The 26970-nt window shown below is 61.7% G+C and carries 24 protein-coding genes; 21 read left to right on the top strand and 3 right to left on the bottom strand.

Annotation, left to right across the window (positions count from 1 at the left end; genetic code table 11):
• Positions 1-14 precede the first annotated feature (14 nt).
• Positions 15-1505, bottom strand: a complete 1491-nt coding sequence (locus AC1RTQ_RS01605) for a cryptochrome/photolyase family protein (protein ID WP_492873874.1) — start codon at positions 1503-1505, stop codon at positions 15-17.
• Positions 1506-1527: 22 nt separating this feature from the next.
• Here AC1RTQ_RS01605 and AC1RTQ_RS01600 point away from each other — a divergent pair, with 22 nt between their 5' ends.
• The 9 genes from AC1RTQ_RS01600 (at position 1528) to AC1RTQ_RS01560 (ending at position 10636) form a co-directional block, all read left to right on the top strand.
• The gene (locus AC1RTQ_RS01600) at positions 1528-2127 is read left to right on the top strand and encodes a YqgE/AlgH family protein (protein WP_302089164.1); all 600 of its coding nucleotides are present in this window, start codon (positions 1528-1530) and stop codon (positions 2125-2127) included.
• Positions 2124-2636 (top strand): Holliday junction resolvase RuvX, encoded by a 513-nt coding sequence (gene ruvX, locus AC1RTQ_RS01595; RefSeq protein ID WP_492873871.1) that lies wholly within the window; start codon positions 2124-2126, stop codon positions 2634-2636. The genes AC1RTQ_RS01600 and ruvX overlap by 4 nt, the downstream gene beginning before the upstream one ends.
• Positions 2633-3151 carry a bifunctional pyr operon transcriptional regulator/uracil phosphoribosyltransferase PyrR gene (gene pyrR, locus AC1RTQ_RS01590; protein ID WP_003075383.1) on the top strand — a complete coding sequence of 173 codons (519 nt, stop codon included), beginning with the start codon at positions 2633-2635 and terminating at the stop codon, positions 3149-3151. Before ruvX ends, pyrR begins: the two co-directional genes overlap by 4 nt.
• A gap of 2 nt (positions 3152-3153) precedes the next feature.
• Positions 3154-4116 (top strand): aspartate carbamoyltransferase catalytic subunit, encoded by a 963-nt coding sequence (locus tag AC1RTQ_RS01585; protein WP_003051536.1) that lies wholly within the window; start codon positions 3154-3156, stop codon positions 4114-4116.
• Positions 4117-4302: 186 nt separating this feature from the next.
• Positions 4303-5595, top strand: a complete 1293-nt coding sequence (locus AC1RTQ_RS01580) for a dihydroorotase (RefSeq protein WP_492873869.1) — start codon at positions 4303-4305, stop codon at positions 5593-5595.
• Positions 5596-5781: 186 nt separating this feature from the next.
• Positions 5782-6543 carry a lysophospholipid acyltransferase family protein gene (locus tag AC1RTQ_RS01575; protein ID WP_492873868.1) on the top strand — a complete coding sequence of 254 codons (762 nt, stop codon included), beginning with the start codon at positions 5782-5784 and terminating at the stop codon, positions 6541-6543.
• A gap of 50 nt (positions 6544-6593) precedes the next feature.
• Positions 6594-7502 (top strand): LysR family transcriptional regulator, encoded by a 909-nt coding sequence (locus tag AC1RTQ_RS01570; RefSeq protein WP_492873866.1) that lies wholly within the window; start codon positions 6594-6596, stop codon positions 7500-7502.
• Between the two features lie 103 nt (positions 7503-7605).
• A complete protein-coding gene (locus AC1RTQ_RS01565; protein ID WP_057093465.1) occupies positions 7606-8994 on the top strand; it encodes an 8-oxoguanine deaminase in 1389 nt (462 codons plus the stop codon).
• Positions 8995-9280: 286 nt separating this feature from the next.
• A complete protein-coding gene (locus AC1RTQ_RS01560; RefSeq protein ID WP_492873863.1) occupies positions 9281-10636 on the top strand; it encodes a nucleobase:cation symporter-2 family protein in 1356 nt (451 codons plus the stop codon).
• A gap of 18 nt (positions 10637-10654) precedes the next feature.
• Here AC1RTQ_RS01560 and AC1RTQ_RS01555 read toward each other — a convergent pair whose 3' ends face one another.
• Positions 10655-11665 (bottom strand): Bug family tripartite tricarboxylate transporter substrate binding protein, encoded by a 1011-nt coding sequence (locus AC1RTQ_RS01555; protein WP_492873861.1) that lies wholly within the window; start codon positions 11663-11665, stop codon positions 10655-10657.
• Positions 11666-11798: 133 nt separating this feature from the next.
• Between AC1RTQ_RS01555 and arsC the strand changes: the two genes are divergently transcribed.
• From arsC to AC1RTQ_RS01510, 9 genes are all read left to right on the top strand, one after another.
• Positions 11799-12179, top strand: coding sequence for an arsenate reductase (glutaredoxin) (gene arsC / locus AC1RTQ_RS01550; RefSeq protein WP_302089172.1), 381 nt, complete (start codon positions 11799-11801; stop codon positions 12177-12179).
• 160 nt (positions 12180-12339) lie between these two features.
• Positions 12340-13881, top strand: a complete 1542-nt coding sequence (locus tag AC1RTQ_RS01545; RefSeq protein WP_492873859.1) for a Do family serine endopeptidase — start codon at positions 12340-12342, stop codon at positions 13879-13881.
• Between the two features lie 285 nt (positions 13882-14166).
• Positions 14167-15726 carry a phosphatase domain-containing protein gene (locus AC1RTQ_RS01540; protein WP_492873857.1) on the top strand — a complete coding sequence of 520 codons (1560 nt, stop codon included), beginning with the start codon at positions 14167-14169 and terminating at the stop codon, positions 15724-15726.
• Positions 15727-15811: 85 nt separating this feature from the next.
• Positions 15812-16216: a hypothetical protein gene (locus tag AC1RTQ_RS01535; protein WP_182284477.1), complete on the top strand. Its 405-nt coding sequence runs from the start codon at positions 15812-15814 to the stop codon at positions 16214-16216.
• A 146-nt stretch (positions 16217-16362) separates the two neighbouring features.
• Positions 16363-17022, top strand: coding sequence for a response regulator (locus tag AC1RTQ_RS01530; RefSeq protein ID WP_256494780.1), 660 nt, complete (start codon positions 16363-16365; stop codon positions 17020-17022).
• On the top strand, positions 17019-18386 hold the full coding sequence (locus AC1RTQ_RS01525; protein ID WP_492873855.1) for an ATP-binding protein: 1368 nt from the start codon (positions 17019-17021) through the stop codon (positions 18384-18386). Before AC1RTQ_RS01530 ends, AC1RTQ_RS01525 begins: the two co-directional genes overlap by 4 nt.
• 156 nt (positions 18387-18542) lie before the next feature.
• Positions 18543-19565 carry a sensor domain-containing diguanylate cyclase gene (locus tag AC1RTQ_RS01520; protein ID WP_492873854.1) on the top strand — a complete coding sequence of 341 codons (1023 nt, stop codon included), beginning with the start codon at positions 18543-18545 and terminating at the stop codon, positions 19563-19565.
• A 116-nt stretch (positions 19566-19681) separates the two neighbouring features.
• Positions 19682-21151 carry a sensor domain-containing diguanylate cyclase gene (locus AC1RTQ_RS01515; RefSeq protein WP_492873852.1) on the top strand — a complete coding sequence of 490 codons (1470 nt, stop codon included), beginning with the start codon at positions 19682-19684 and terminating at the stop codon, positions 21149-21151.
• A gap of 183 nt (positions 21152-21334) precedes the next feature.
• The gene (locus AC1RTQ_RS01510) at positions 21335-21640 is read left to right on the top strand and encodes an MliC family protein (RefSeq protein WP_114863172.1); all 306 of its coding nucleotides are present in this window, start codon (positions 21335-21337) and stop codon (positions 21638-21640) included.
• 149 nt (positions 21641-21789) lie between these two features.
• Here AC1RTQ_RS01510 and AC1RTQ_RS01505 read toward each other — a convergent pair whose 3' ends face one another.
• Complete coding sequence (locus tag AC1RTQ_RS01505; protein ID WP_492873850.1) at positions 21790-22680, bottom strand: LysR family transcriptional regulator; 891 nt, start codon at positions 22678-22680, stop codon at positions 21790-21792.
• 166 nt (positions 22681-22846) lie between these two features.
• On the opposite strand from AC1RTQ_RS01505, the gene AC1RTQ_RS01500 reads away from it, so the two are divergent.
• The 3 genes from AC1RTQ_RS01500 (at position 22847) to chrA (ending at position 26901) form a co-directional block, all read left to right on the top strand.
• A complete protein-coding gene (locus AC1RTQ_RS01500; RefSeq protein WP_492873847.1) occupies positions 22847-23845 on the top strand; it encodes a Bug family tripartite tricarboxylate transporter substrate binding protein in 999 nt (332 codons plus the stop codon).
• 76 nt (positions 23846-23921) lie between these two features.
• Positions 23922-25205 carry a hypothetical protein gene (locus tag AC1RTQ_RS01495; protein WP_492873846.1) on the top strand — a complete coding sequence of 428 codons (1284 nt, stop codon included), beginning with the start codon at positions 23922-23924 and terminating at the stop codon, positions 25203-25205.
• A 340-nt stretch (positions 25206-25545) separates the two neighbouring features.
• Positions 25546-26901: a chromate efflux transporter gene (gene chrA, locus AC1RTQ_RS01490; protein ID WP_492873844.1), complete on the top strand. Its 1356-nt coding sequence runs from the start codon at positions 25546-25548 to the stop codon at positions 26899-26901.
• Positions 26902-26970: the final 69 nt, after the last annotated feature.

Here is a 26970-nt window from a genome sequence, read left to right as displayed (position 1 = left end):
AGCAGAAAAAAACCTCAAGACTCCTTCTTCAAAACCCCATACCGCGCCAGCGTCCTCTCTCTGGCGACAGCATGATCCACCACAGGCAACGGGTAGCTGCTTCCAAGCACGACACCAGCGGCCGCCAGCTCCAGCGGCTTGGCCAGCCAGGGGGCATGCCGCAGTTTGCTCGGCAACTGAGCCACTTCAGGCACATAACGCGCGATGAACTTGCCGTCCGGATCGAACTTCTCGCTCTGGGTCACCGGGTTGAAGATGCGGAACCAGGGCTGGGCATCGCAGCCCGTGGAGGCCGCCCATTGCCAGCCGCCGTTATTGGCCGCCAGGTCGAAATCATTGAGCTTTTCGGCGAAATAGGCCTCGCCCCGGCGCCAGTCCAGGCCCAGGTCCTTGACCAGAAAGCTGGCCGTGACCATGCGCAGCCGGTTGTGCATATAGCCGCTGGTATTGAGCTGGCGCATGGCGGCATCGACCAGCGGGTAGCCGGTGCGGCCCTCGCACCAGGCGGCGAAGAGGGCCTCGGCCTCGGCTCCCGTCTCCCACTCGATAGCGTCATACGCAGGCTTGAAGCTGCGCTCCACGACATAGGGCTGGTGGGCCAGGATCTGGAAGTAGAAGTCGCGCCAGATCAGCTCGCTGAGCCAGGTGGCCGCGCCTTCGCGCGCCGCGGCAGACCAGTCCTCGTTGTGAGCCGCCTCGTGGGCGAGGCGGGCCAGCTCGCGTATCGAGACGGTGCCAAAGCGCAGATGCACACTGAGGTAGCTGGGCCCCTTGAGGGCCGGAAAGTCGCGCGCCGTCTTGTACTGCGGCAGGCGCGGAAGAAAGTCGGCCAGCAACTGGCGGGCGCCGCTGACGCCGGTGGGCAGGCGCAGGCCGGCCAGCGCGTCCGGGGCAAAGCCCAGATCCGCAGCCGAGGGAGTCGGGCGGCGCTCGGTGTCCGGCAGATCGGCCAGCCTGGCCGCGAGATCGCGCTCGCTGGGGTAGGCCGAGAGGTAAAAGGGCGTGACCTTCCTGAGCCAGGCGTTCTTGTAGGGCGTGAAGACCGAAAACGGCGTCAGGCTCTGGGTCAGCACCTCGTCGCGCGCAAAGATGCGGTGGTCCTTGAAGCGCAGCAGCAACTGCCCCTGGCTCTTGAGGCTGCGCGCCACCAGGGCGTCGCGGGCCAATGCCGCCGGTTCGTCGTCGTCGTTGCAGAAGACGGCACCTGCGCCCAGTTGCCGGGCCAGGGCCGGGATGATGTCCTGGGGCAGGCCGCGCCGGGTGATCAGCCCTGTCTGCGGGCGTCCCGAGGTCTCGCGCAGGGTTGCATCCAGCTCGGCCAGACTCTGGCAGATGAACTCCACACGGCGGTCGGCGTGGGGCAGGGCGGCAAGAATGCTGTCGTCGAAGACAAAGACGCAATACAGCTTTTCGCATTGCTGCAATGCATGGTAGAGGGCCGCGTTATCGGCCAGACGCAGGTCGCGCCGCAGCCAGATCAAGCCCACAGGGTAAGAAGGAGTCATGGATCGCCAGTAAAATCGCTGTATGTCTGCAGAATCTGCGCCTATCAACTTGACGCACCACTTCCTGATTGCCATGCCCGGCCTGGAAGATGAGTCGTTTTCGCGCAGCGTTGTCTACCTGTGCGAGCATAGCGAGCGTGGCGCGCTCGGTCTGATTATCAACAAGCCCTCCAAGCTCAGCCTGCAAGGCCTGCTGCAAAAAGTGGATTTGGGTCTCAAGCGCGATGACTTGCGCGACCAGCAGGTCTTTACCGGTGGCCCGGTGCAGACCGATCGCGGCTTTGTGCTGCATGAGCCCATGGTCATCGAAGGCGCACCCGAGAACGAATCGGCCTATGCCTCGACCATGACCATTCCAGGTGGCCTGGAGATGACCACTTCCAAGGACGTGCTCGAAGCCCTGTCGGATGGTGCCGGCCCCAAGCGCGTGCTGGTCACGCTGGGTTACTCCTCCTGGGATGAGGGCCAGCTCGAATCCGAAATCGGTGAAAACGCCTGGCTGACCGTGGAAGCCGACCCCGATGTGATCTTCAGCACCCCGGTGGAGGAGCGCTATGACCGCGCTCTGGGCCTGCTGGGACTGCAGCGCTGGATGTTGTCCCCAGAGTCGGGTCGCGCATGAACGATATTTCCTCTTCCAACAAGGCCGCCGATGCGGCCTTTTCCTCGACTTTTTCCTCGGCCGAAAATGCGGCTGCCAGGCCTGAGGCGGCGCCCGCACCGCAAAAGCCCGAGGTGCCGGCCCATTTCCAGCAGTTCCTGGGCTTTGACTTCGGCATCAAGCGCACAGGCTGCGCCTCGGGCAACCGCGTGCTGGGCGGCGCCAACCCGCTGCCCACCATCAAGGCCGAAGGGGCGGATGCACGCCTGGGCGCAGTGGAAAAGCTGATCCGCGAGTGGCAACCCAATGCCCTGGTGATCGGCGTGCCCTACCACCCCGATGGCGCGGCCCACGAGAACACGGCCCGGGCCCTGAAATTCGGCCGCCAGCTCAGAAGCCGCTTCAAGCTGCCGGTGTACGAGGTGGACGAACGCTACAGCACGACTGAAGCCCTGGCGGGTGGCGCACGCGACGCCGACGCGGCTTCGGCCTGCATCATTCTTGAACAGTTTTTGAGGAGTCTCCCATGAGTGAAACCATTGCGGGTCAGGGCAGCCTGATCCTGGACGCCGAAGCCCTGTATAGCGAGCTGCTGCGCGGCGTGCAGCGCATCATGGGGCCGAACACCCGGCTGGCGGGCATCACCTCGGGCGGTGCCTGGCTGGTCGAGCGCCTGCACAAGGATCTGAACCTCAAGGGCAAGCCCAGCGTGCTGTCTTCCTCGCTGCACCGCGACGATTTTGCCCAGCGCGGCATGGCTTCCAGCGCCCAGACCCAGATCGCCTTCGATGTGAACGGCGCCGATGTGCTGGTGCTCGACGATGTGCTCTACACCGGCCGCACCGTGCGTGCCGTGCTCAACGAACTCTATGACTACGGCCGTCCCGCCAGCGTGCGACTGGCCGTCCTGGTGGACCGGGGAGGGCGCGAGCTGCCCATCCAGGCCGACTTTGCCGCAGCGCGCGTGGCGCTGCCGGCCGACCGTTCCCTGGCGCTGGCGCGCGACGAGGGCGGTGTTTTCCACTTCCGTATTCAAGAGGCCTGATCGTGCTGTACAAGCGCAACCCCCAACTCAACAAGAACGGCGAGCTGATCCACCTGCTCTCCACCGAAGGCCTGTCCAAGGACATCCTGACCCAGATTCTCGACACGGCCAGCAACTTCGTCAGCGTCAACGACCGTGAAGTCAAGAAGGTGCCGCTGCTGCGTGGCAAGAGCGTGTTCAATCTGTTCTTCGAGAACAGCACGCGTACCCGCACCACCTTCGAAATTGCGGCCAAGCGCCTGTCGGCCGACGTGTTCAACCTGGACATCGCGCGCAGCTCTGCCAGCAAGGGCGAAACCCTGCTGGACACCATCGACAACCTCTCGGCCATGGCGGCCGACATCTTTGTCGTGCGCCACAGCGAGTCGGGCGCCCCCTATCTGATCGCCAAGCATGTGGCGCCCCATGTGCATGTGGTCAATGCCGGCGACGGCCGCCATGCCCACCCCACCCAGGGCCTGCTGGACATGTACACCATCCGCCACTACAAGCAGGACTTCTCCAATCTGCGCGTGGCCATCGTGGGCGACGTGCTGCACTCGCGCGTGGCGCGCTCGGACATCCACGCCCTGACCACGCTCGGCGCTGCCGAGGTGCGCGTGGTCGGACCGCGCACCCTGGTGCCCTCGGACATGGCCAGCATGGGCGTGCGCGTCTTCCACAATCTGGAGGAGGGCATCAAGGACTGCGACGTCATCATCATGCTGCGCTTGCAGAACGAGCGCATGAGCGGCGCGCTGCTGCCTTCGAGCCAGGAATACTTCAAGAGCTTCGGCCTGACCGAAAAGCGCCTGGAACTGGCCAAGCCCGATGCCATCGTCATGCACCCCGGCCCCATCAACCGCGGCGTGGAGATCGACTCCGCCGTGGTGGACGGCCCGCAGGCCGTGATCCTGTCGCAGGTGACCTTCGGTATCGCCGTGCGCATGGCTGTCATGTCGATCGTCGCGGGGAATGAGGCTTGAACACCCCCTGAGCCGCTGCGCGGCTTCCCCCTCTCTCGCGATGCGGGAGGGGGACGACGCCTTCGCTGCGAGGCGGCTCTTGCTCGGCGTCCCTGGCTTGGAGCGCGCCGGTTTTCAGATAAGTAATATTTTTGTAGCTGCTAGCGCTTGTGTGGCAAGGGCTGGAAGCCAATTTGGTGCCAAACCATGAAGATTCTGATTCGCAATGGCCGGGTGATGGACCCGGCACGAGGTTTCGACCAGCAGGCCGATATCGCCATCGATGGCAGCGTGATCGTCGCCATCGGCACGGTGCCCGATGGTTTTGTGGCCGAGCGTGAAATCGACGCCTCGGGCCAGTGGGTGCTGCCCGGTCTGGTGGACCTGGCCGTGCGTCTGCGCGAGCCCGGTCACGAGCATGAAGGCATGCTGCAGTCCGAGATGGCTGCTGCCGTGGCCGGCGGCGTGACCAGCCTGGTCTGCCTGCCCGATACCGAGCCCGTGCTTGATGAGCAGGGCCTGGTGGAAATGCTCAAGTTCCGTGCCGAGAAGCAGCACAAGTCGCGTCTGTTCCCCATGGGCGCGCTGACCATAGGTCTCAAGGGTGAGACGCTGACCGAGATGGCCGAGCTGACCGAGTCCGGCTGCGTGGCCTTCGGTCAGGCAGATGTGCCGCTGTCCAGCATCACCACACTGAGCCGTGCGCTGAGCTACGCCAACACCTTTGGCTATGCCGTGTGGCTGCGCCCGCAGGACAAGGATCTGGGCAGGGGCGTGGCCGCCAGTGGTGCGCTGGCCACCCGCATGGGTCTGGCCGGGGTGTCCGTGGCGGCAGAGACGATTGCGCTGCACACCATCTTCGAGCTGATCCGTGGCTCGCAGACCCGGGTTCACCTGTGCCGCATCTCCAGCGCCGCCGGCGTGGAGCTGGTGCGCCGAGCCAAGGCCGAAGGTCTGAACGTGACCGCCGACGTGTCCATCAACTCGTTGCTGTTGACCGAGAACGACATCGGCTACTTCGAAAGCAGCGCCCGTGTGGTGCCGGTGCTGCGTCAGCAGCGCGACCGCGATGCGCTGTCTGCCGCGCTGGCTGACGGCACCATCGATGCGCTGGTCTCCGATCACTGCCCGGTGGACGAAGACGCCAAGGTGCTGCCTTTTGCCGAAGCCGAACCCGGTGGGACCGGCGTGGAGCTGCTGCTGTCGATTGCCGTGAAGTGGAGCCGCGACTACAGGGTGCCGCTGAACCGCGCACTGGCTGTCGTGACTTCGGCGCCCGTTGCCGTGCTGGGCAGCGCCCTGGGCGAGCAGCAGTCTCTGCTGGGGCAGCTTAACGTGGGCGGCGTGGCAGATCTGTGCATCGTCGACCCAGAGGCTGCGTGGACGGTCGACCCCAAGGCGCTGCAAAGCCAGGGCAAGAGCACGCCATTCAACGGGTACGAACTGCCTGCGCGGGTGGTAACGACTATCGTTGACGGCGCTGTCGCTTATCAACGATAGGCTCCCCCTGAGCGGCTTTGCCGCTTCCCCCTCTCTCGATGCGTTGCATCGGGAGGGGGACGACACCCTCGGTGCGCGGCGGCGCTTCCTCGGTGCCTCTGACTTTGCATTGCGCCAGTCTTAGCGCTTGCCGGTTTCAAGTTGGTGCAACTTGTGCGAGGCGAGTCGCTACACTCATCGGAAATCATGGCAAACGGCTTGCAAAAAATCAGAACCGGCTCGCGTGCGGTATGGCGCGGACTGCGTCTGCTGGCCCATGTGGCCAAGGGCGCCTGGATCGTGGCGTTTCGCTTTCCACAGCTGCACTACCTGCAGCAGCACGAGCATGTGCAGGCTTGGGCCGCAACGCTGCTGCTGCGGGCCGGGGTGCAACTGCAGGTCAAGGGGCAGCCACCGGCCAAAGGGCCGGTGCTCATGGTCAGCAACCATATCTCCTGGCTCGATATTCCGCTGCTGCATGCGGCGCGCCATTGCCGTTTCATCTCCAAATCCGACGTCAAGGGCTGGCCCATCATCGGCACGCTGGCGACGGCTGCAGGCACGCTCTACATCCAGCGCAGCTCGCGCCGCGATGCCGTGCGCATGGTGGCAGCCATGGAAGATGCCTTCAAGCGCGGCGAAATCCTCGCCGTTTTTCCCGAAGGGACGACGGGCGATGGACGCAGCCTGCTCCCGTTTCACTCCAATCTGCTCGAAGCCGCCGTGCAATGCGATGCGCCGGTACAGCCCGTGGGGCTGCGCTTTGTCGATGGCAAGACAGGCAGCACCAGCTATGCCGCAACCTATGTGGGCGACGAGACCTTGCTGGGCTCCATCTGGCGCGTGCTTTGCTCGGAGCAGCTGATAGCCGTGGTGCACTATGGCGATGCGCAGAGCGCACAAGGTCGCGACCGCCGCGCCTGGGCCAAGGACCTGCACACCGAAGTGGACAGGCTGCGCCAGAACTAGGTGCTCTGCCGGCGCTTTGCGCACCCATTCAAACCCTGTAGGCTGCGCGCATGCACGCCAGAGTTTTGCGTTATCTCGATGAAGTGGTTCGCCGCGGCTCCATCCGCAAGGCGGCCGAGCACCTGCATGTGGCTCCCACGGCCGTGAACCGGCAGATTCTCGATCTGGAGGCCGAGCTCGGGGCGCCGCTGTTCGACCGCATCCACAACCGCCTGCGCCTGACGCCTCTGGGCGAGATGGTGCTGACCCATGTGCGCAGCACCTTGCGCGAACATGCAGCGCTGCGCGAGCGCATTGCCGACTTCAAGGGCATGAGACGCGGCGAGATCACGGTGGCGGCCACATCGGGCCTGGCAGGCTCCTTGCTGCCATCGCTGGTACATGACTTTCGCAGCAGCCATCCGGGCATGGTCGTGCGTGTCATCGACTTGCCGACACAGGCCATTGTGTCTGCCGTGGAAGCCGGGGAGGTGGATCTGGGTCTTGCCTACGATCTGACCCCCAGACCCGGTCTGCGCATGCTGGCGGCCAGCGAATGGCAGATCGGAGCCATCCTGCCGATCAAGCACCCGCTGGCCCATCATTCGTCGCTGCTGCTCAGCGAATGCGTGGGCCATCCGCTGATTCTGCCAGCACCGGCTCTGACCATACGCAGTCTGCTCAACGAAGCCTTCGCGCGCAGTGCCATCGAGGTGACGCCGGTGGCCGAGTCCACCTCCATGGCCTTGATACAGCGCCTGGTCATGCTGGGCGAGGGCATTGCCTTGCTCAACGCTCTGGATGTACTGGAGGAGCTCGATCGCGGTTCGCTGAGCTTCGTGCCTCTGCGCGATGCGCATCTGCAGCGCCAGACCCTGATGCTGTTCGTGCGCAAGGGCGCGGAGCTGAGCGCGGCTGCCGAGCTCATGGCGGCAAGCATCGAATCCGCGCTGGCGCGGCTCTACGCCAGAAAACACTGATTCACCGTCCACATTTTGTGGACATGCTTGGCTGAATTCAGCGCTATCGCGCGCTTGGGTGCCTCTCTAGACTTGCGCTTCTTGTTTAGAGAGGAAGAAACCCATGACCCTGATTGCCCTGAATGCCGACGTACTGGTCACCATGGATGCGCAACGCCGCGAGATCAAGGACGGTGCGCTGGTGGCGGACGGCCCGGCCCTGCTGTGGGTGGGTGCAACGGCCGAGCTGCCGGCGCAATACCGCCGCATGGCCGACGAGGGCCAGGCGCGCGTGCTGGACATGCGCGGCAAGGTCGTGACGCCGGGCCTGGTCAACACCCACCATCACATGTACCAGAGCCTGACGCGTGCCGTGCCGGCCGCCCAGGATGCCGAGCTGTTCTCGTGGCTGCAGAACCTCTACATGCTGTGGTCGCATCTGACACCCGAGATGATCCATGTCTCGACCCAGACCGCCATGGCCGAGCTCATGCTGTCGGGCTGCACCACGACCAGCGACCATCTGTACCTGTTTCCCAATGGCTCGCGCCTGGACGATTCCATTGCGGCTGCGCAGCAGATGGGCATGCGCTTTCACGCCGCGCGCGGCTCCATGAGCCTGGGCCGCAGCAAGGGCGGCCTGCCACCCGATGTGGTGGTGGAGGAGGAAGAGGCCATCTTGCGCGACAGCCTGCGCCTGATCCAGCAGTACCACGACGGCTCGCGCCACTCCATGCTGCGCGTGGTTCTGGCCCCATGTTCGCCGTTCTCGGTGACGCGTGATCTGATGCGCGAATCGGCGGTACTGGCGCGTGCGCACGGCGTCTCGCTGCACACCCATCTGGCCGAGAACGACAACGACGTGGCCTTCTCGCGCGAGAAGTTCGGCCTGACCCCGGCGCAATACGCCGAGGACCTGGGCTGGGTGGGGCGCGACGTCTGGCATGCGCATTGCGTCAAGCTCGATCCCGAGGGCATTGCGCTGTTTGCGCGCACCGGCACCGGTGTGGCGCACTGTCCATGCTCCAACATGCGCCTGGCATCGGGCATCGCACCCATCCGCAGCATGCGCGATGCCGGCGTGTCCGTGGCCCTGGGGGTGGACGGCAGCGCATCGAACGACGGTGCCCACATGCTGGGCGAGGCGCGCCAGGCCATGCTGCTGCAGCGCGTGGGCTACGGCCCGGCGGCCATGAGTGCCCGAGAGGCGCTGGAGATCGCCACGCTGGGCGGTGCGCGCGTACTCAACCGCGATGACATCGGCGCACTGGCTCCGGGCATGTCTGCCGACTTCGTGGCCTTCGACATGGAAGACGTCGGCTATGCGGGTGCCGGCCACGACCCTGTGGCAGCGCTGGTGTTCTGCACGCCGGCCAATGTGTCCAGCAGCGTCATCAACGGGCGTGTGGTGGTCGAGGACGGGCGTCTGCTGACCGCCGACCTGCCCGTGGTTCTGGGCCAGCACCGCCATCTTGCGTGCAGCCTGTTCGAGCGAGCTGCCGCAGGGCATTGAGACTTTTCGGTGACGGCCATCGTGGGTCCATTGCGATGGCCGGACATCGGTGTGAGAGAGATTCCAAGCCTTTGTGGCACTGGAAGAAAAGTGGGCTCGGGACTGGTGTCAGGTGACTTGGAGTGCCAGAAATTCTTTCTCGATGCTGGACACGCTATACGGCGCCGCGCATGGGCTGTATCGGCAACGGCATATGAGAGCTCCCGGTTGCGTGCTTAGTCTTGTGGCCTTCGCGGGGAAGCCTATTCCCCGGCGATTGCATACCTAAAAAACAGGAGACAAGACCATGGAAAAGCTGCTTTACGGGGTGGAAGACCGTCCACCCAGCCTCATCACCACCACGCTGCTTTCGCTGCAGCATCTGCTCGCCGCGCTGGGCGGCATCATCGCCGTGCCACTGGTGTTCGGCGGTGCGCTCAAGCTGCCGGCCGACCAGATCGTGGCCCTGGTCAATGCGGCGTTGCTGGGCTCGGGCGTGGTCACCATCATCCAGTGCCGTGGCGTGGGGCCGGTCGGCATACGCCTGCCTTGCGTGATGGGTACCAGCTTCGCTTTTGTTGGCGCGGGCATCAGCGTGGGACTGGAGCACGGCGTGCCCGGCATCCTGGGCTCCTCGCTGGTGGGCTCGCTGGTGATGATCATCGGCAGCTTCTTCATGCCGGTGATCCGTCGTTTCTTTCCGCATACCGTGACCAGCGTGGTCGTGACCATGATCGGGCTGTCGCTCACGCCCGTCGCGGTGGACTGGGCCGCAGGCGGCGTGGGCAGCGGCAGCTATGGTGCGGTGGGCAATCTGGCGATTGCCGGCTTTGTGCTGGCGCTGGTGATCGGCTTTGTGCAATGGGGCAAGGGCGTGATCTCGGCATCGGCCGTGGTTCTGGGCATTGCCTGCGGCTATCTGCTGTGCCTGGCACTGGGTCTGATCGATTTCACCCAAGTGCGCGAGGCGCCCATCTTCGCGATTCCCCAGCCGCTGCATTTCGGCATGAGCTTTCCGGTATCGGGCATCGTTGCCATGTCCATCGCCTTTCTCGTGACCATTGTCGAGACCACGGGCACTTTCATGGCCCTGGGGGCGGCAACACAGACGCCTATCCGAGGCAAGCGCCTGTCCAGCGGCATGTTGTGCGACGGCGTGGGATCGGCCTTTGCCGCCGTGATGTCGAGCCCGCCGGTTTCCACCTTCGCGCAGAACGTGGGCGTGGTGTCGCTCACCGGCGTGGCCAGCCGCCATGTGGTGATGCTGACCGGCGTGATGCTGCTGCTGGCCGGACTGTTCCCGGTGCTGGGAGCGCTGGTGGTGACGATTCCCCAGCCAGTGCTCGGCGGTGCGGGCCTGATGATGTTTGCCATGATCATCCTGGCGGGCATCCGCATGCTCAGCAGCGCCGAGCAAACACGGCGCAGCGGCCTGATCATTGCAGTCTCGCTGGGCTGCGGTCTGGCCGTGACGGTGCGCCCCGATCTGCTCTCCAAGATGCCTGCCTTTGTGCGCGAGGTTTTCGGCTCGGGGATTACCGTGGGTGCGCTGGTGGCCGTGGGCCTGAATCTGCTGCTGCCGGGGCGCGAGTTCGATGCCCACGAGGAAGAGCGGGAGTCCGCAACGGCAGCCCCGGTTGCGACCAGTTCCGCCGCAGCCTGAAGCGCAGGCCCTGGGCGCTTAAAGCGTCATCTTGCTGTCGACGATGACCTTGCGCCAGCGCGCGAGGTCCTTGACGATGAGGTCGGCAAAAACCTTGGGCGTGCTGGGCATGGGCTGGGCGCCTTCGCTTTGCAGACGCTCGAGGATGGCGGGGCTTCGGAGTGAGGCATTGATCTGCTGATTGATCTTGGCGACCACGTCGGCGGGCATATTGGCAGGGCCGACCACGCCATACCATTGGTCGGCCTCAAAGCCGGGCAAGCCTGCTTCGGCCACGGTAGGCACATTGGGTAGTGCAGGGATGCGCTGGGGTGATGAAACGGCGATCGCCTTGATCTGGCCGGAGCGGATTTGGGCCAGCACGGCAGGGATGCCGGTGAACAAGGCCTGAACCTGGCCGGCCACCAGGTCATTGACGGCCGGTGCCGTGCCCTTGTAGGGCACATGCTGCATCTTCAGCCCGGCTTGCAGGCTCAGATAGGCCATGGTCATATGCGCGGCACTGCCGTTGCCCCCCGAACTGAAATTCACTGCGCCCGGGTTGGCCTTGGCGTAGCTGATGAACGATGCCAGATCATTGACCGGCAGCGATGGATGCACGACCAGCACGTTGGGCACACGCGCCACCCAGGCCAGAGGCGTAAAGCTCTTGATAGGGTCGTAAGGCAGCTTGGGGTAGAGCGTGGGTGTAACGGCCAGCGTGCCGACATGGCCCATGAGCAGGGTGTAGCCATCGGCACTGGCCTTTGCCACGCGGTCCGCACCAATGCTGCCGCCTGCGCCGGCGACGTTTTCCGGCACCACGCTCTGGCCCCAGGCGGTCGTCAGCTCATGACCTATGGCGCGACCCAGAATGTCTGCAGAGCCGCCGGGCGTGAACGGGATGACCATGCGTATGGCTTTGCTGGGGTACCTCGAGTCCTGCGCAACAGCAGTGCCGGCCAGACTGCCCAAGGCGGTGGCTGCAGCCCATTGGCTCCATTGGCGACGGTTCAAAGTGGAGGGTTCACGTGCGGTGAAAGCGGGCATATTGTCTCCTCATGATGTTTTGCAGACAGTCTATGAGATGGCGCTCTGCCTGGTTCTGGTGCAGCCGGCATAGCTGCTATGCAGTGACTGCCTGCCAAGCCTTGGACAGGCACAGGCTCGCTACACTGCAGTCATGGCTACAAGTACAGACACCCCCGTGAATCGCCCTGACATCACCATTTTTCACAACAACCGCTGCAGCAATTCGCGCGGCGCGCTGGCGCTGCTGCGCGAGCATGGCATTGAGCCCAATATTGTGGATTACATCGCCACGCCGCTCACTGCGCCGGAGCTGGCCGAGCTGGTGGCGCATCTGGGCGTGCCCGTGCGTGACTTGCTGCGTAGCAAGGAAGCGCAGTTCAAGGAGCTGGGCCTGGATAACCCCGCTGTCAGCGATGTGCAGCTGATTCAGGCCGTGGCCGCGCACCCGGTGCTGCTCAATCGCCCCATCGTGGTCACGCCCAAGGGTGCCATGCTTTGCCGTCCGCCGCAGCGGGTGCTGGAGCTGATCTGAGGCTGCAAAGAGCCTGAGCACGCCGGACAGCGTGCGAGCCGGCGGCTGCCGGATCAGGCCTTTGGCCCACAGCTGCACGGGCCTAAGTCTGGCCTAAGTGTGCATGTTCAAACTCCCCTTCAACGACACCGATCCGGTGCTTTTCTTTGAAAGGATGACCATGAACACAATTCTGTCCACACCTCGCCGACTGGTGATGGCCCTGGTGGCTGCTGGTGCGATTGGCGCACTGGGCGCTACTGGCGCCGGCCTGGTGGGAACCCGCAGCGCTGCCCAGGCGCAGGTGACGCAATCTGCAGTGGCTGCGCAGCCCGCAGCCCTTAACCTGCCTGCGGTGAATGCCCCCAATTTTGCAGATATCACGGCGCGCAACGGCGCGGCCGTGGTCAATATCAGCGTGGTGGGTTCCTCTCGCGCCATGAGCGACGATGAAGGCGACCAGACCACCGAACGCCAGCAACAGGGCCCGGGCATCAGCCCCGACGATCCCTTCTTTGAATTCTTCCGCCAGTTCGGCATTCCAGGCATGCCCGGTGGTCAGGGCATGGGGCCGCGCGCGCAGCAGCCCGATACACCCATGCGCGGACAGGGCTCGGGCTTTATCGTGTCCAGCGATGGCGTGATTCTGACCAACGCCCATGTGGTGCGCGGAGCCAAGGAAGTGACGGTCAAGCTCAACGACCGTCGCGAGTTCAGGGCCAAGGTGCTGGGAGCCGACCCCAAGACCGATGTGGCGGTACTCAAGATTGACGCCAGCGGCCTGCCCACGGTCAAGCTGGGCCAGACCAGCCAGCTGCGTGTGGGCGACTGGGTGCTGGCGATCGGCTCGCCCTTCGGCTTTGAGAGCAGCGTGACGGCTGGCGTGGTGAGTGCCAAGGGGCGCTCTCTGCCTGACGACTCCTTTGTGCCTTTTCTGCAGACGGATGTGGCGATCAACCCCGGAAACTCTGGGGGCCCGCTTTTCAACGCACAGGGCGAGGTCGTGGGTATCAACAGCCAGATCTACACCCGCTCGGGCGGGTATCAAGGGGTGTCGTTTGCGATTCCCATCGAACTGGCAACCCGAGTGCAGCAGCAGATTCAGGCAACGGGTAAGGCACAGCATGCCAAGCTGGGCGTGAGTGTGCAGGAGGTCAATCAGGCCTTTGCCGATTCCTTCAAGCTGGATAAGCCCGAAGGCGCATTGGTGGCTAGTGTCGAAAAGAATGGCCCTGCCGCCAAGGCCGGACTGGAACCAGGCGATGTGGTGCGCAAGGTGGATGGCAAGCCCGTTGTTGGTTCGGGCGATCTGCCAGCCTTTATCGGACAGGCCTTGCCGGGGCAGAAGGTAACGCTGGAAGTCTGGCGCAAGGGTGAATCCAAGACTCTGAGTGCGACCCTGGGCGATGCCAGCGATAAGGCTGTGAAGGTGGCCAAGTCTTCTCCCGATGCAGACAAGGGCAAGCTGGGGCTGGCGCTGCGCCCCCTGCAGCCTGAGGAGAAAAAGCAGATTGGTGTGGACTCCGGCCTGCTGGTGGCTCAGGCCAGCGGCCCGGCTGCAGCAGCAGGCATCAGCCAGGGAGATGTGCTGCTGTCCATCAATGGCGCACCTGCCGGAAATATCGATGAGGTGCGGGCCGCAGTCGCCAAAGCGGACAAGACCGTGGCTGTGCTGATCTGGCGTGATGGCAACAAAATCTTTGTGCCGGTGCGACTGGGCTGACAGACGCACTTAATAAGCAGAAAACCGCAACCTCCCGGGTTGCGGTTTTTCTTTATCTGCTTTTATTGATTTAAAGCAAAAAATATATGAATAAATGAATATTCGATGATTTTTTACATAATGTTGTCATATTTCAAGAAGTAACGAGTTTCAGGAGAGGTAATGCCATAGACTGTCAAGTTGACGTATTCATTTGTCTTTTTGACGTCATGTGGTGGCGATTCAGCTTGACCGCAAATACATCGTGACGGCTCTTCGGAGCAGGCGTTGCGACGGGAGGAGTTTTTGAATCAGCAACACAGTCTGCAGGTGCAAGGCCTGGGCGTTTCATTTGGTCAACGGGTGGTTCTGGCTGAAGTGGATTTCACGCTGCCGCAATTAGGCGTAACCGCTTTGCTGGGTCCTGCGGGCACGGGCAAGTCCACGCTGCTGCGCACGCTGGCCGGGCTGAATGCGAGCAATCCGCGCTTTCGCAGCTGGGGGCAGGTGGTCTATGCCGCTCAGCCATTGCACATGCCTTTGAGCGTCGACGGCGCGCAGGCCTTGCCGCGCCTGGTACAGCAGCATGCCCGGCTTATGCGCGCCAGTACCCTGGATGCTCTGATCGAGAAAGCACGTCGGACCGAGCACCGTGCGCCACTGGAGTGGCGTCGGTGGGTGACTGCACAGCTGCAGCACTATGGCTTTGCCGAGCTGGCCCAGGCTCTGGATAAGTCCACCATGCTGTTGAGCGCGGTGCAGCAACGCGCCGTAGCCATTCTGCGCGAGGCCTGGGCCCGGCCTGCGGTGTTGATGGTGGATGAGCCAACGGCCGACCTGGAAGGCTATGAGGCATTTTTGTTGCTGGACTTGATCAGGCAGATCGGTCAGCAGCGCAGTGTGCTGCTGATCACGCACCAGCAGCAGCATGCCCAGGCTGCTGCGCAGCAGATGCTGTTGCTCGCAGGCGGGCGTATCCAGGAAGCCGCAGCAATGGCTGCGTTCACTCAGCGGCCGCTCAGTGCCGCCGGTCAGCAATTCCTGCGTACCGGCAGCTGCGCTGTCCCCATGCCGGGCACCCCCTTGAATGAGCTGGCCGACGATGTGCTGCCGCCACCTCCCTTGCCTGCCGCCGCCTTGGCGGCCATTGCCGAATTTTCCGACCTGCCTGCATCTTCGGCAGCAGTGAGTGAGGTCGTGGCTCCCCTCAAATTAGAACCCGTGCTGCCTGCGTCAACGTCGGTCTCTGCGCCTGAGCCTGCTCTGCCGCAACCGGCAGCGGTCGCGTCATCTGGCCTGTCCCCTGCAGCCCGCTATCAGCCTCGCACCCCGAATGCGGCTGTGCTGATGGAAATGCAGCCATTGCTGGCCGCTGAAAATGCCATGCCAGCCAGCCGTGGCCCGAACGGATTTTCCTGGCTGGTGCCAGGGAGGCTGGCAGGTACGCCCTGGCCGGGCGTGGTGCACGACATGGACTCCGACCTCAAAGCTCTGAGCCGTTGCGGCATCACCATGCTGATCACGCTGACGGAAAAGGACTTCCCGCAGGATGCCTTGACCCGCAATGGGCTCAAGAACTTTCACCTGCCGGTCTATGACCAAGAGCCACCGACAGTGGCACAGATGCAGATGCTGCTGGCACGCATGTCGGTCGCTCTGCGCCGTGGAGAAGTGCTTGCCGTGCACTGCCTTGCCGGATTGGGCCGCACCGGAACCGTGCTTGCCGCCTGGCTGGTGCGCGAGGGCCTGACTGCCGAAGAGGCTTTGCGCCGTGTGCGATTGATTGATGCTCAGTATGTGCAATCCGAGGCGCAGGAAGCGCTTCTTTATGAATTCGAAAACGCACTGCTGCAAAAGATGGCGTGATGTTTTCAAGATCACCAAAGCATGGCCGCTGCGGACTGCAAACGGCCATGACGCGAAAGATTAGCAACAGGAAAGTGAGAGCGTAATGAGTTTGGATACCGTATTGACGAAGGCCGTGGCTTCGGTCCCTGAGTGCCTGGCCGCTGGTTATGTGGATGCTGCTTCGGGCATGTTGCTGTCGATTCGCACCGTGGACTCCCATCCGCGTGAGGTGATTGATCTGGTGGCGGCGGCTACGGCCGACCTGTTCAACGGCCCCAATATCTCCATGATTGAGACCTTGTTCAAGCGTTCGCGCGGTCTCAGTGATGATGGTCACCACTATTTTCAGGAAATCATCGTCAACAGCGATAACCTGATTCACGTCTTTCTGCGTAGCAAGGCGGTGCCCGACTATGTGGCAGTCTTTGTCTGTCGCCGTACCGCCAACCTGGGCATGGCATTGACCAAGGCTCGTATGGCGATGCCCGGCATCGAAGCTGCGGTGTAACCGGCAGCCCCTCATGTGAGGTGGCGGCTTGCCCGCTTGGGCTGGGGCCGCCTCGCTTGCCGCCTTGCGGGCATGCAGGCCGCGTGCGATGCACCCTTTGTTTCTGGTGCTGGGCATTCCTGCTGTAGCGGCGCTATCCTTGCGCCATGCGTTTACTGCTCGTTGAAGATGACACCATGATTGGTCAGGCCGTGCTGGCGCTGCTGCGCGGTGAGGGCTATGTGGTGGACTGGGTTCAGGATGGAGCCCAGGCCGATACGGCCTTGCATGGCCACCAGTACGATCTGGTGCTGCTCGATTTGGGATTGCCCAAGCTTGACGGCTTGCAGGTGCTGCGCCAGTTGCGTGCGCGCAAGGATGCCACGCCGGTGCTGGTTGCAACCGCCAGGGACGCCGTGGGTGACCGCATTGCGGGGCTGGACGCCGGGGCCGATGACTATGTCATCAAACCCTATGACATGGATGAGCTGCTGGCCCGCATTCGCGCGCTAACGCGGCGTGCTGCGGGGCACCTGGATGCGGTGTACGAACATGGCGGCGTCATGCTGAACCCCAATACTCGCGAGGCCAGCGTGAATGGTCAGCCGGTCACTCTGTCAGGTCGTGAATGGGCAGTGCTGCAGGCATTGCTGGCAAGGCCGGGGGCCACGCTGTCACGTCAGCAAATCGAAGACAAGCTCTATGGCTGGGGCGACGAGGTCAGCAGCAATGCGGTGGAGGTCTATATCCACGGGCTGCGCAAAAAGCTCGGCGCCGCAGCAGTGCTCAATGTGCGCGGTCTTGGATATATGGTGCCCAGACCGTGAGCAAAAACCAGGCATTGAAGCGGCTGAAGCTGCCTGGTTCGCTGGGCGCACGCCTGCTGCTGTTCATCGGCATGGCGATTTTGCTGGTGGCTGTTCTGCAAGGGGCTTTTGCCTATCGCAATGCTCTGGAGCAGACCGATACCCTGTTCGACTACCAGATGCAGCAGACGGCGTTTGCACTGCGGGCAGGTCTGCCGGTCGACGCCAAAGGCAGGCCCCAGGGAACGCCGCCCGAAGATGAAAACAACGAGTTCATTGTCCAGGTCTGGACCAATGAGGGACTGAGAATCTTCGAGTCGGCTCTGGGCGATGCCTTGCCCCAGATGGCTGTGCTGGGCTTTGCCGATGTGCCTGCGCGTGGCACGACCTACCGTGTGTTTTCACTGCAGACACGCTCTCAGGTGATTCAGATTGCACAGGACATGCGCGTGCGTCAGATGCTCGCGCGTGATGCCGCCTGGCGCAGCTTGTTGCCTGTGGTGTTGCTGTTGCCGCTGCTGGCGCTGGCCGTGTGGTGGGTGATTCGCCGTTCACTGACTCCCGTGCATCGGGTGCGCAGGGAGTTGGCCCTGCGTCAGCCCCAGGATCTGGCACCCGTGGCGGAGCATGATCTGCCGGATGAGATGCGCCCGCTGGTAGAGGAGCTCAACAGCCTGCTGCAGCGCGTACGGCAGGCTTTTGAGGTCCAGCAGAATTTCGTGGCAGATGCAGCGCATGAGCTGCGCTCGCCGCTGGCCGCGTTGCAGCTGCAATTGCAACTGCTGCGCAAAGCGACGGACAGCGCTGAGCGCGAGGCAGCGCAGGCTCGTCTGGCCCAAGGGATCGAGCGCGCCAGGCGACTGGTGGAGCAGTTGCTGGCATTGGCCAGGCAGGAAGCCAGGCCGCAGAGTGAAGATGCGCCGCTGGCTGACTTGCGCGTGCTGGTCGAGCAGGCCCTGGCTGATGCCGCGCCGGCTGCCCAGGCCAAGGGGCTGGACATGGGCCTGAGTGAGGACCCGCAGCAGCAGTCCGCATTCAGCGTGCCTGCAGACGCCGGGGCACTGGCGGTGCTGCTGCGCAATCTGCTGGACAACGCGATCAAATACGTGCCTGGCGGAGGACGGGTCGATGTGGGCTGGTTGCAGGACGAGCACGGACGTGCACTGGTGGTGGAAGACTCGGGGCCTGGCATTGCACAGGCCGAGCGTCAGCGCGTCCTGCAGCGCTTTGTGCGAGGTCAAGGCGCTGGTGGCATGGCCGGCGGCAGTGGCCTGGGACTGGCCATTGCGCAAAGCATTGCGCAAAGCAGCGGTGCCCAGTTGTGGCTTGACGAGTCGCCGCAACTGGGCGGTTTGCGTGTCAGGGTTCTGTGGCCTTGGGCCTAGTCTGACAATCGATTGCTTGAAAATATGAGCGTCGGAATCTGGCTTTCATTGCATGATTGAAAGATAGTCTCAGTCGAATGAAAGTGATGATGCCCAGGCTCTAGGCTTTGCTTGAGCTGCCGCACTTGTCGTTCGGTCGTACCCCCAAATTGCACCATGCCATCAATTATTCAACGTCTTTCCCAGACAGTCTCCGCATCTCAGAATTTGCCCAGCTTCACGCGACCTCTTCTGGAAATCATGGTGGAAGTGACTGATCTGGAGTCGGCCTATCTCACCACCGTTGATGAGGCACGCGGTATTCAGAATGTTCTGTACTCCTTGAATACGGGAGGAATGAAGATCCCCGAAGGGCTGGAGGTGCCCTGGCACGACACCTTGTGCAAGCGCTCGCTCGACGAAGGGCGTACCTTTACTGACAATGTTGGCGAGTGCTGGGGCGACTCGGATGCAGCGCGTCAACTGGGTATCCAGACTTATGTGAGCACGCCCGTGCGTTTTTCCAATGGTGCGCTGTTCGGCACTTTGTGTGCAGCCAGCGACCATTCCGTCGCTCTGGCAGCAGAGGCAGAGGATCTGCTGCGCCTGTTTGCCAAGATCATTGCAGGTTTTGCCGAGCGCGAGCAACTGGTGAGATCGCTGCAGCATGCCAACCAGGAGCTGGCCTCGCTGGCCATGCTCGATGCCCTGACTGGATTGCCCAATCGTCGCTGCGTGACCGAGGAGCTCAACCGGCTCATTGCTCATTGCCGCCGCACTCGTGAATGGGTGCTGGTGGGCTTTGTGGATCTTGACCGCTTCAAGCAGATCAATGACCAGTTTGGTCATGAGGCTGGGGATGCGTTGCTGCGTGCCATGGCCGAACAATTGCGAGCAGGACTACGCAGCAGTGACATGCTGGCTCGTTTCGGTGGCGATGAATTCGTCATGGTCGGTGCAGGGCCTCTGCTGGATGAAGACGCTGAGGCCGTGATCAGGGAGATGCAGTTGCGACTGAGCAAAGCCTCTGTCGCCATCTTGCAATTGGCCGACGGACGTGAGATCAAGTACGCAGGAGCCAGCGTGGGCATGGTCTGTTTGATGCCCGATGACACCGATGTGGACGATGCTCTGCAGAAAGCCGATGCTGCGATGTACAAAGTGAAAGCCGCAAGGCAGAGACAGCCTGAGGTGATCTGACTTAAAGACTCCCTGGGAGTCTTTTTCATTGCTGCACGACAGTCGATCGACCTGGTAAAAGAGGGCCGCGTGCAGGCTTGAAGTCTCGGTAATAATCGTTGGCGGAGGTATTGTTTGTGAAAAATTCGCTCGCAGAAGGTCTGGACTTCGAGGATATGTTCAACCTGGCCCCGGTATCGCTCTGGATGGAGGATTACAGCGGCCTGAGACAGATTTTCGATCAATGGCGGGCGCAGGGCGTGAGCGATCTGCTCAGTTTTCTCAAAGAAGATCCGGAGCGGCTCAAGCTTTGCAGTCAGTCCTACAAGGTGCTGCGGGTCAATCAATACACGCTTGAGTTGTTCAAGGCCGAAGATGAGGAAACCCTGAAGAGCCGGCTGAGCGAGGTCTTTCGCGGCGACATGCTCGACAGCATCATGAGCGAACTGGTCGCTCTCTGGGAAGGTGCGCTCAATTTCGAGACCCGTTCGGTCAACTATGCCCTGGATGGACGGCGACTTGATGTGCAGGTGAGGGCGCGTGTACTGCCGGGTTACGAGAAAAGCTGGAGCCGGGTGCTGGTTTCTCTGGAGGATGTGACTGGGGAGGTGCAGAGCACGATGAAGCTTCAGCGCAGCGAGCAATACTCCAGAGACCTGTTCGAGTACTCGCCGGTGTCGCTGTGGGTCGAGGACTTCAGCGTGGTCAAGCGCCTGATGGACGATGTTCGAGCGCGCGGAATCACCGATTTCCGGACTTTTCTGAAAGTGCATCCGGAATTCGTGACCCGCTGCATGCAGGAAATCCAGGTGCTCGATGTCAATCGCCAGACGCTGCAAATGTTCGGTGCCCAGAGCAAGCAGCAACTGCTGCAGAATCTGTCCAAGGTTTTCAGGGGCGAGATGTACGATTCGTTTGCCGAGCAGCTGATAGACCTTTGGGAGGGTAAGCTGGTGCAGCAGCGGGAAGTGGTGAACTACGGGCTGGCTGGCGATGTGCTCCATATTCATATGGAGTTCGCCATCATGAGCAGCCATGCGGAGAAATGGGGCTTGGTGCTGCTGTCACTAGTGGATATCACCGCTCGCAAGAAGGCCGAGGCTTATCTTGAATATCTGGGCAAGCATGATGTGTTGACCCAGTTGCGCAACCGCGCTTTCTATACCGAAGAGCTGAACAGGCTGTCGCGCAAAGGGCCCTGGCCCTTGTCGATGCTTGCCATCGATATGAATGGACTCAAGGTCGTCAACGACGAGCATGGTCATACTGCAGGCGATGCCATGCTGAGGCGTATGGGAGAAGTTCTCGCCAAGGCAGTGGATGCGCCGGCCTGCGCCGCCCGCATCGGCGGCGATGAGTTTGTCGTGCTTTTGCCGGGAACCGATGAACGCGGTGCCGTGGCCTTGAAGGAGCGCATCTTGTCCTTGCTGGAGCTGAACAATCAGTTCTATCCGGGTCACAGCATCCAGGTCTCCATGGGCCATGCCTGTGGCCAGGAAGGCACGCCGATAGAAAGCATTGTTCAAGGGGCGGACAAGGCCATGTATGCCGAAAAAGCACGCCTTTACCGGGACAAGGAGCGCGACAGACGTGTGAGCTCAGCCTGAGCTCAGGTATGCGTCAATCAAGTTCCGCTTCGCGTTGCAGTCTGACTGCCGGAGCTTGTAGCGGGTTGGAGCATTCCAACCTGTCGAGGCAAAGGCGATCCGCCAAGTTCTGGAAGTGCTTCAAGACACAAGAGTTCTTCATGGCTGCCTGAGTCTTGCCCTGAAATATCACGGGAGAAGTCTATGAAAGTCATCGGGCTTGCCATGCTAGCCGCAATCGCCGTCAGTGCCTGCAGTTCTGCGCCGTCTCAAGATGCAGACCGTGAAGTTGCATTCACCTGTGCAAACGGAGAATCCATTTCGGTGCGTTTCTCGCCTGCCAACAGCAAAGCAGTCTTGATACGCGGCGGTCAAGGCATAGAGCTTCCACAGCAGCCAAGCGGCTCCGGATTTGTTTATAGCAACGGGCCCAATACCATCCGAGGAAAAGGACTGGATCTGACGGTCGAAGTCGGCCGCATGGTGCCGATCCAATGCAAGGCCCGGTAAGGGGCCCTCTGACTATCGCCGGAATTCAACCGCATCCATGCGCATATGCTCTGTTGCGGGCGCAGACCGTTGAGGCGCATTTGGCGTTCGCAGCCATCTGACGCTGGAGTCTTCTTGAGTGGTTAGCCTTTGCCGCAGAGCCGGGCTGCTTATGTTGCCAGCTGTTTTTGCAGCTCCTCGACGAAGCATTGCGTGCGTTCCGAAGGTGCCGAATGACTTGGCAGTGCTAGCGCCACCTCTACTGAGCACTCGGGCAGGAACGGTTTGATGCAGAGGCTTGACGCAAATGTTGCCGCCACGTAGGGGTTCACTACGCCCAAGCCTGTACCTTGCGCTGCGAGGCAGCAGATGGTGGAAGAGTAGGTGGTCTCGACAGTTGAGCTGGGCCGGACATCATGCTCGAGCATGGTTCGCTGCAGTTGCAGGTAGATGTTGTCGTCCGAATTCAAAGTCAGCAGCAGCTGGTTTTCCAGGTCCTGGACATGCAGGCTGCTGTGCTGTGCCAGCGGATGGCCCGGATGCATGACGCAGACGGCCTGGGTCTGATGCAGAACGCTTGCGTTGAGTTCAGGAGAGCCAATGGCCATGGTGCTGACCACCAGGTCAAACTGGCCGTGCAGCAGTCCTTGCCGAAGATGTGTAGTGCCTAGCGTCTGCAGACTGATGTGCGTGCCCGGGTAGTGCCGCAGAAAATTGTGCAGGGCCGCAGGAACGATGGACAAGCCCAGTGCCGGGGTGCAGCCTATGCGCAGAGTGCCTGCACCGAACTGCCGCAGCCCCTGAAGGTCGCGCTCAATGCGGTCCAGACCGACGAAATGTTGCTGCACCGTCGAAAAGAGCTCCCGCGCCTCTGCAGTCGGGCGCAGCCGCCCTTTATGCATATCAAACAGCTTCAGGTCCGCGCCCGTCTGCATCTGAGCCAGCAGACGGCTGATGGATGGTTGGGTGGTGTGCAGCAACTGCGCAGCGGCGATCGTGGTGCCGGTTTGCATCACGGCACGAAATGCTTCAATTTCTTTAAAACTCAAAGGGCGTGGCATGGCGCAATCGGTTGGATGCTGAGAGGCAAGGGTATACCAGCTGCGTATAGATGAGTTTGAAAAATGAATTTTTCCGATTAGGTTAGGCTTTCTACACTGACTTCCATACGAATAAGTGCATGCGTTTTCAGGAATTGAAGGCGCATCAAATCCAAGGAGTCATTAGATGGTTTGCATTAGCGCTCGTCGCTCTCTGTGTATGGGAATGCTGGCTGCCGCAACGTTGGCAAGTGTGGGCTCAGCCTGGGCTGAAGGCAGCTCCGCATATCCCAATCCTGCTCGTCAAATTCGCATCATCGTGCCGTTCACTGCGGGTGGCAGCTCGGACGTGCAAGCCCGTATGCTTGCCGACAGGCTCGGCCGTATGTGGAATCAAGCCGTGGTGGTCGAGAACAAGCCCGGTGCAGGCGGCCATCTGGGTGGGAAATACGTGTCCGATCAGCCGGCAGACGGCTACACGCTGATGGTGGGGTCGATCGGATTGCATGCTGCTTACGCGGTCTACAAAAAGCTGCCTTACGACCCTGCCAAGGAGTTGCGCGTTGTCACCGTGCTGGCGGAGATGCCCCATGTCGTGGTCGCAACCCCCAATCTTCCGGTCAGGAATCTGCAGGAGCTGACCGCGCTTGCCAAGCAGGAGCCAGGCAGCATCAATTTTGGCTCTGCTGGCGTGGGCTCGTCGGTTCATATGATGGGGGAGCTGTACAAGCTGCAGTCCGGTGCGCCTATTGTTCATGTTCCTTATCGTGGCAGTTCTGCCGCGCTCAACGATTTGCTTGGCGGCCAGATTCAGCTGATGTTCGAGAACCCACCGACAGTGCTGGCGCACGTCAAGGGCGGCAAGCTCAAGGCACTGGCGGTCACAGGCAATGAACGCCTGGCAGCATTGCCGGATGTGCCGACGGCCAGCGAGGCCGGAATGAAGGACTATGTGGCCACATCATGGACCACGGTCGCCGTGTCTTCCAAGGTGCCTCAGGCAGTGGTGCACAAGCTCAGTGAAGACATCCGCAAGGTGGTCAATACGCCCGAGTTCCGCAAGGGTCTGCAGGATCAAGGGATGAGTGCCGTGGCCAATACCCCGGCAGAGGCGCAGAGCCTTGTGGCCAGGGAAAAGCAGCGCTGGGATCAGGTGATCGCTGCCGGAAAGATTACGGCGAACTAATCAGGGCCGGGCTTCTTCATGCCCTGCATCGCTTTCGAGTCGCAGCCTGAGCTGCGACGCTACTGCTTGACATCCAATGACGACCTCTTCTCATTCTTCTTTTGCTCCCTGCCGACGCGTGGGTAACGGCAGCCTTCATCACTTCTTTGGCTACTACAACAAGTCCAACTGGGACAAAAGCAATCGCCTGCTGGCAGCCCAGCAAACGCCCTGGATGGACATCTATCTGACGCCAGAGGTCAAGGCCACGATTGGCTATTTCGACACGCAGGACGGTGACCGCTTTCACGCAGTGGGCGAGACCGGTGCCTGGAACTTCCAGATGGGCAGCCAGCTGCAATGGCTTGACGGCGCACCGGGCCGCAAGCTGATCTATAACGATCGCACGGGCGATATGTCCGCTCGTTACCCGGGCTTGGGTGCCGTGGTGGTGGATGTGGATTCGCAAGAGCGCCGCGTTATGCCCATGCCCGTGTATGTGGTGGCACCCAGCAGTGCCTGGGCGCTGTCGGTCAACTACCGGCGTCTGTACATCACGCACGAGACCATTGGTTACAGCGAGCCGGGCCAGCCTTTTGAATTGCCTCTGGCGCCCCCCGATGACGGCATCTGGCGCATGGAGCTGGCGACAGGCGATGCCCGGTTGCTGGTCAGCTATGCGCAACTAAAGGCATTCCATCATGTGCCGTCGATGGACAAGGCCATCCACTGGGTAAGCCATATCGAGATCAACCCTGCTTCCTCACGCATACTTTTTCTGCATCGCTGGACAGAGCGTGTGAAAGATGAGACCTGCTTTCTGCACCGCCTGATAACCATGAATCCGGACGGATCGGACATGCGCTTGCTGGAGTGCTCGGATCATCCGCTGCCGCAGCTGGCCGACGACTTCGACCCCAGTGCCGTAGGTACGTTTGACTATGAAAAGTCGGAGTACCAGATCTCTCATCCCCTGTGGCAGGACAACAAGCACATCATTGTCTGGGGGCCGCATGCCGGCGAGATCCACTACCACCTTTATCACGACGTTGAGGGAGGCGAGGTGCAGGTGGTTGGCCGCGATGTGCTGGTGGAAAACGGGCATATGACGTTCTCGCCGGTGAGCACACGCTGGATGCTGAGTGATACCTATCCCGACGACAGCACGCACGAGCGCTTTCTGTTCCTGTTCGATATGCAGACCGGCGAGCGCCACAATCTCGGCAGCTTCTATGCCACCCCGGAACTGAGCAAGGAAAACCGGTGTGACCTGCACCCGCGCTGGAGCCGGGATGGCAAGCAGGTCTGCATTGACTCGGTACATGAGGGCCAGCGCCAGATGTATGTGCTGGATGTCTCGTCGATTGTGGAAGCAGCCTGAATATTGAAAGCAGGTCCATCGGTGATGCGGTTCTAGGGATCTGAGCTGCGGTGTGCTTCAAGGGGGGAAATCCGGCGCTCGGCGCCTTCATCTGCGCGAGAGATCTGCCGCGAAGGAGCGCTGGGCGTCAGAGACTGAAATGCATGCTCTTGCGGAACACGGCAAGTGCGGCTGTGTTCCATATGCTGGCGCTGCTCTCGGTCGCTGCAGACTTTGTCTTCTGCGTGTACGAGAGCCCCGGGCGATTGGGCTAGAATTTCTGCATCGGGAAAGCAGCCTCCCGTCCCGCAAGGGTAGACGGTGTCCCGTCCAAGAGCTGGGTATTCCCTATGGAGTTTTTATGGACACCGCTTTGCCCAGGCCCACCGATCCGGTTGTGCCGGCTTCTCTTTCTCTTTCGGAAGCGCTGCGTTTTTGGTTCAAGCTGGGCTTCATCAGCTTTGGCGGCCCCGCAGGTCAAATAGCACTCATGCATGAGGAGCTTGTAGACCGCCGCCGATGGATTTCAGAGAAGCGATTTCTCCACGCCCTGAACTACTGCATGCTGCTGCCGGGGCCCGAGGCTCAGCAGCTTGCCACCTACCTGGGATGGTTGCTGCACCGGACATGGGGCGGCATTCTGGCAGGGGTTCTCTTTGTCCTGCCATCGCTGTTCATCATCATGGCTCTGGCCTGGCTGTATATGGCCCATGGCGACATGCCGGTCATTACAGGCATTTTCTATGGCATCAAGCCCGCTGTGACGGCGCTTGTGGCACAGGCGGCCTACCGGGTGGGCACCAGGTCGCTCAAGAGTAGCTGGCATTGGGGAATTGCGGCTGCTGCGTTTCTCGCCATTTTTGCCCTCAATGTTCCGTTCCCGCTCATTGTCATTGCGGCTGCAGCCATCGGTTTCATCGGCGGTAAATTGCGCCCCGAGGCCTTTGGTGGCTCCAGTCATGAAAAAGGCAATGCGCGTCAGTCACTCGGGGCTGCATTGATCGACGACGACACTCCCACTCCTGCGCATGCCCTATTTTCCTGGCGAGGATTCTGGAGGGTGTCGCTGGTCTGCCTGACGCTGTGGGCCAGCGTGATGGGCGCGCTCGCCATGGCGTTTGGTCTGGAGTCTGCCTTGGTACAAATGGGGTGGTTCTTCACCAAGGCCGCGCTGATGACTTTTGGTGGCGCCTATGCGGTGCTTCCCTATGTGTACCAGGGCGCGGTGGAGAACTTCCATTGGTTGACTGCAACACAAATGATCGATGGCCTGGCTTTGGGGGAGACCACTCCGGGCCCGCTCATCATGGTGGTGTCCTTTGTGGCCTTTGTAGGCGGCTGGACAAAGGCGATCTTCGGTGTGGATTCGCTGCTGCTCGCTGGAGTCGTCGCAGCAGTGATCGTGACCTTCTTCACTTTTCTGCCGTCGTTCTTTTTCATTTTCCTGGGGGGCCCCTTTATCGAGTCCACCCACGGCAAGCTTAAATTCACCGCGCCATTGGTCGGAATCACCGCTGCGGTCGTGGGTGTCATTCTGAATCTGGCGGTCTTCTTTGCCTACCATGTCGTTTGGCCCCAAGGCTTTGCAGGACACATGGAGTGGCCGTCGATTGCCATTGGGCTGGCAGCAGGCATTGCGTTGCTCCGCTTCAAGATCAATGTCATCTACGTCATTGTGGCGGCAGGGCTGACAGGATTGCTTGCGCAGTTGTGGTGATCGCTCGAGCCCCGGGTCTGGGGGCGAGTCGTGGGGCGTTTTGCGACTGCCACAGGTCGGGCGCTCTGG

It is taken from the genome of Comamonas sp. GW821-FHT11H03 (assembly GCF_058807955.1).
Note: the sequence above shows the minus strand (reverse complement) of the source record. Positions and strands in the feature narration are given on the sequence as shown.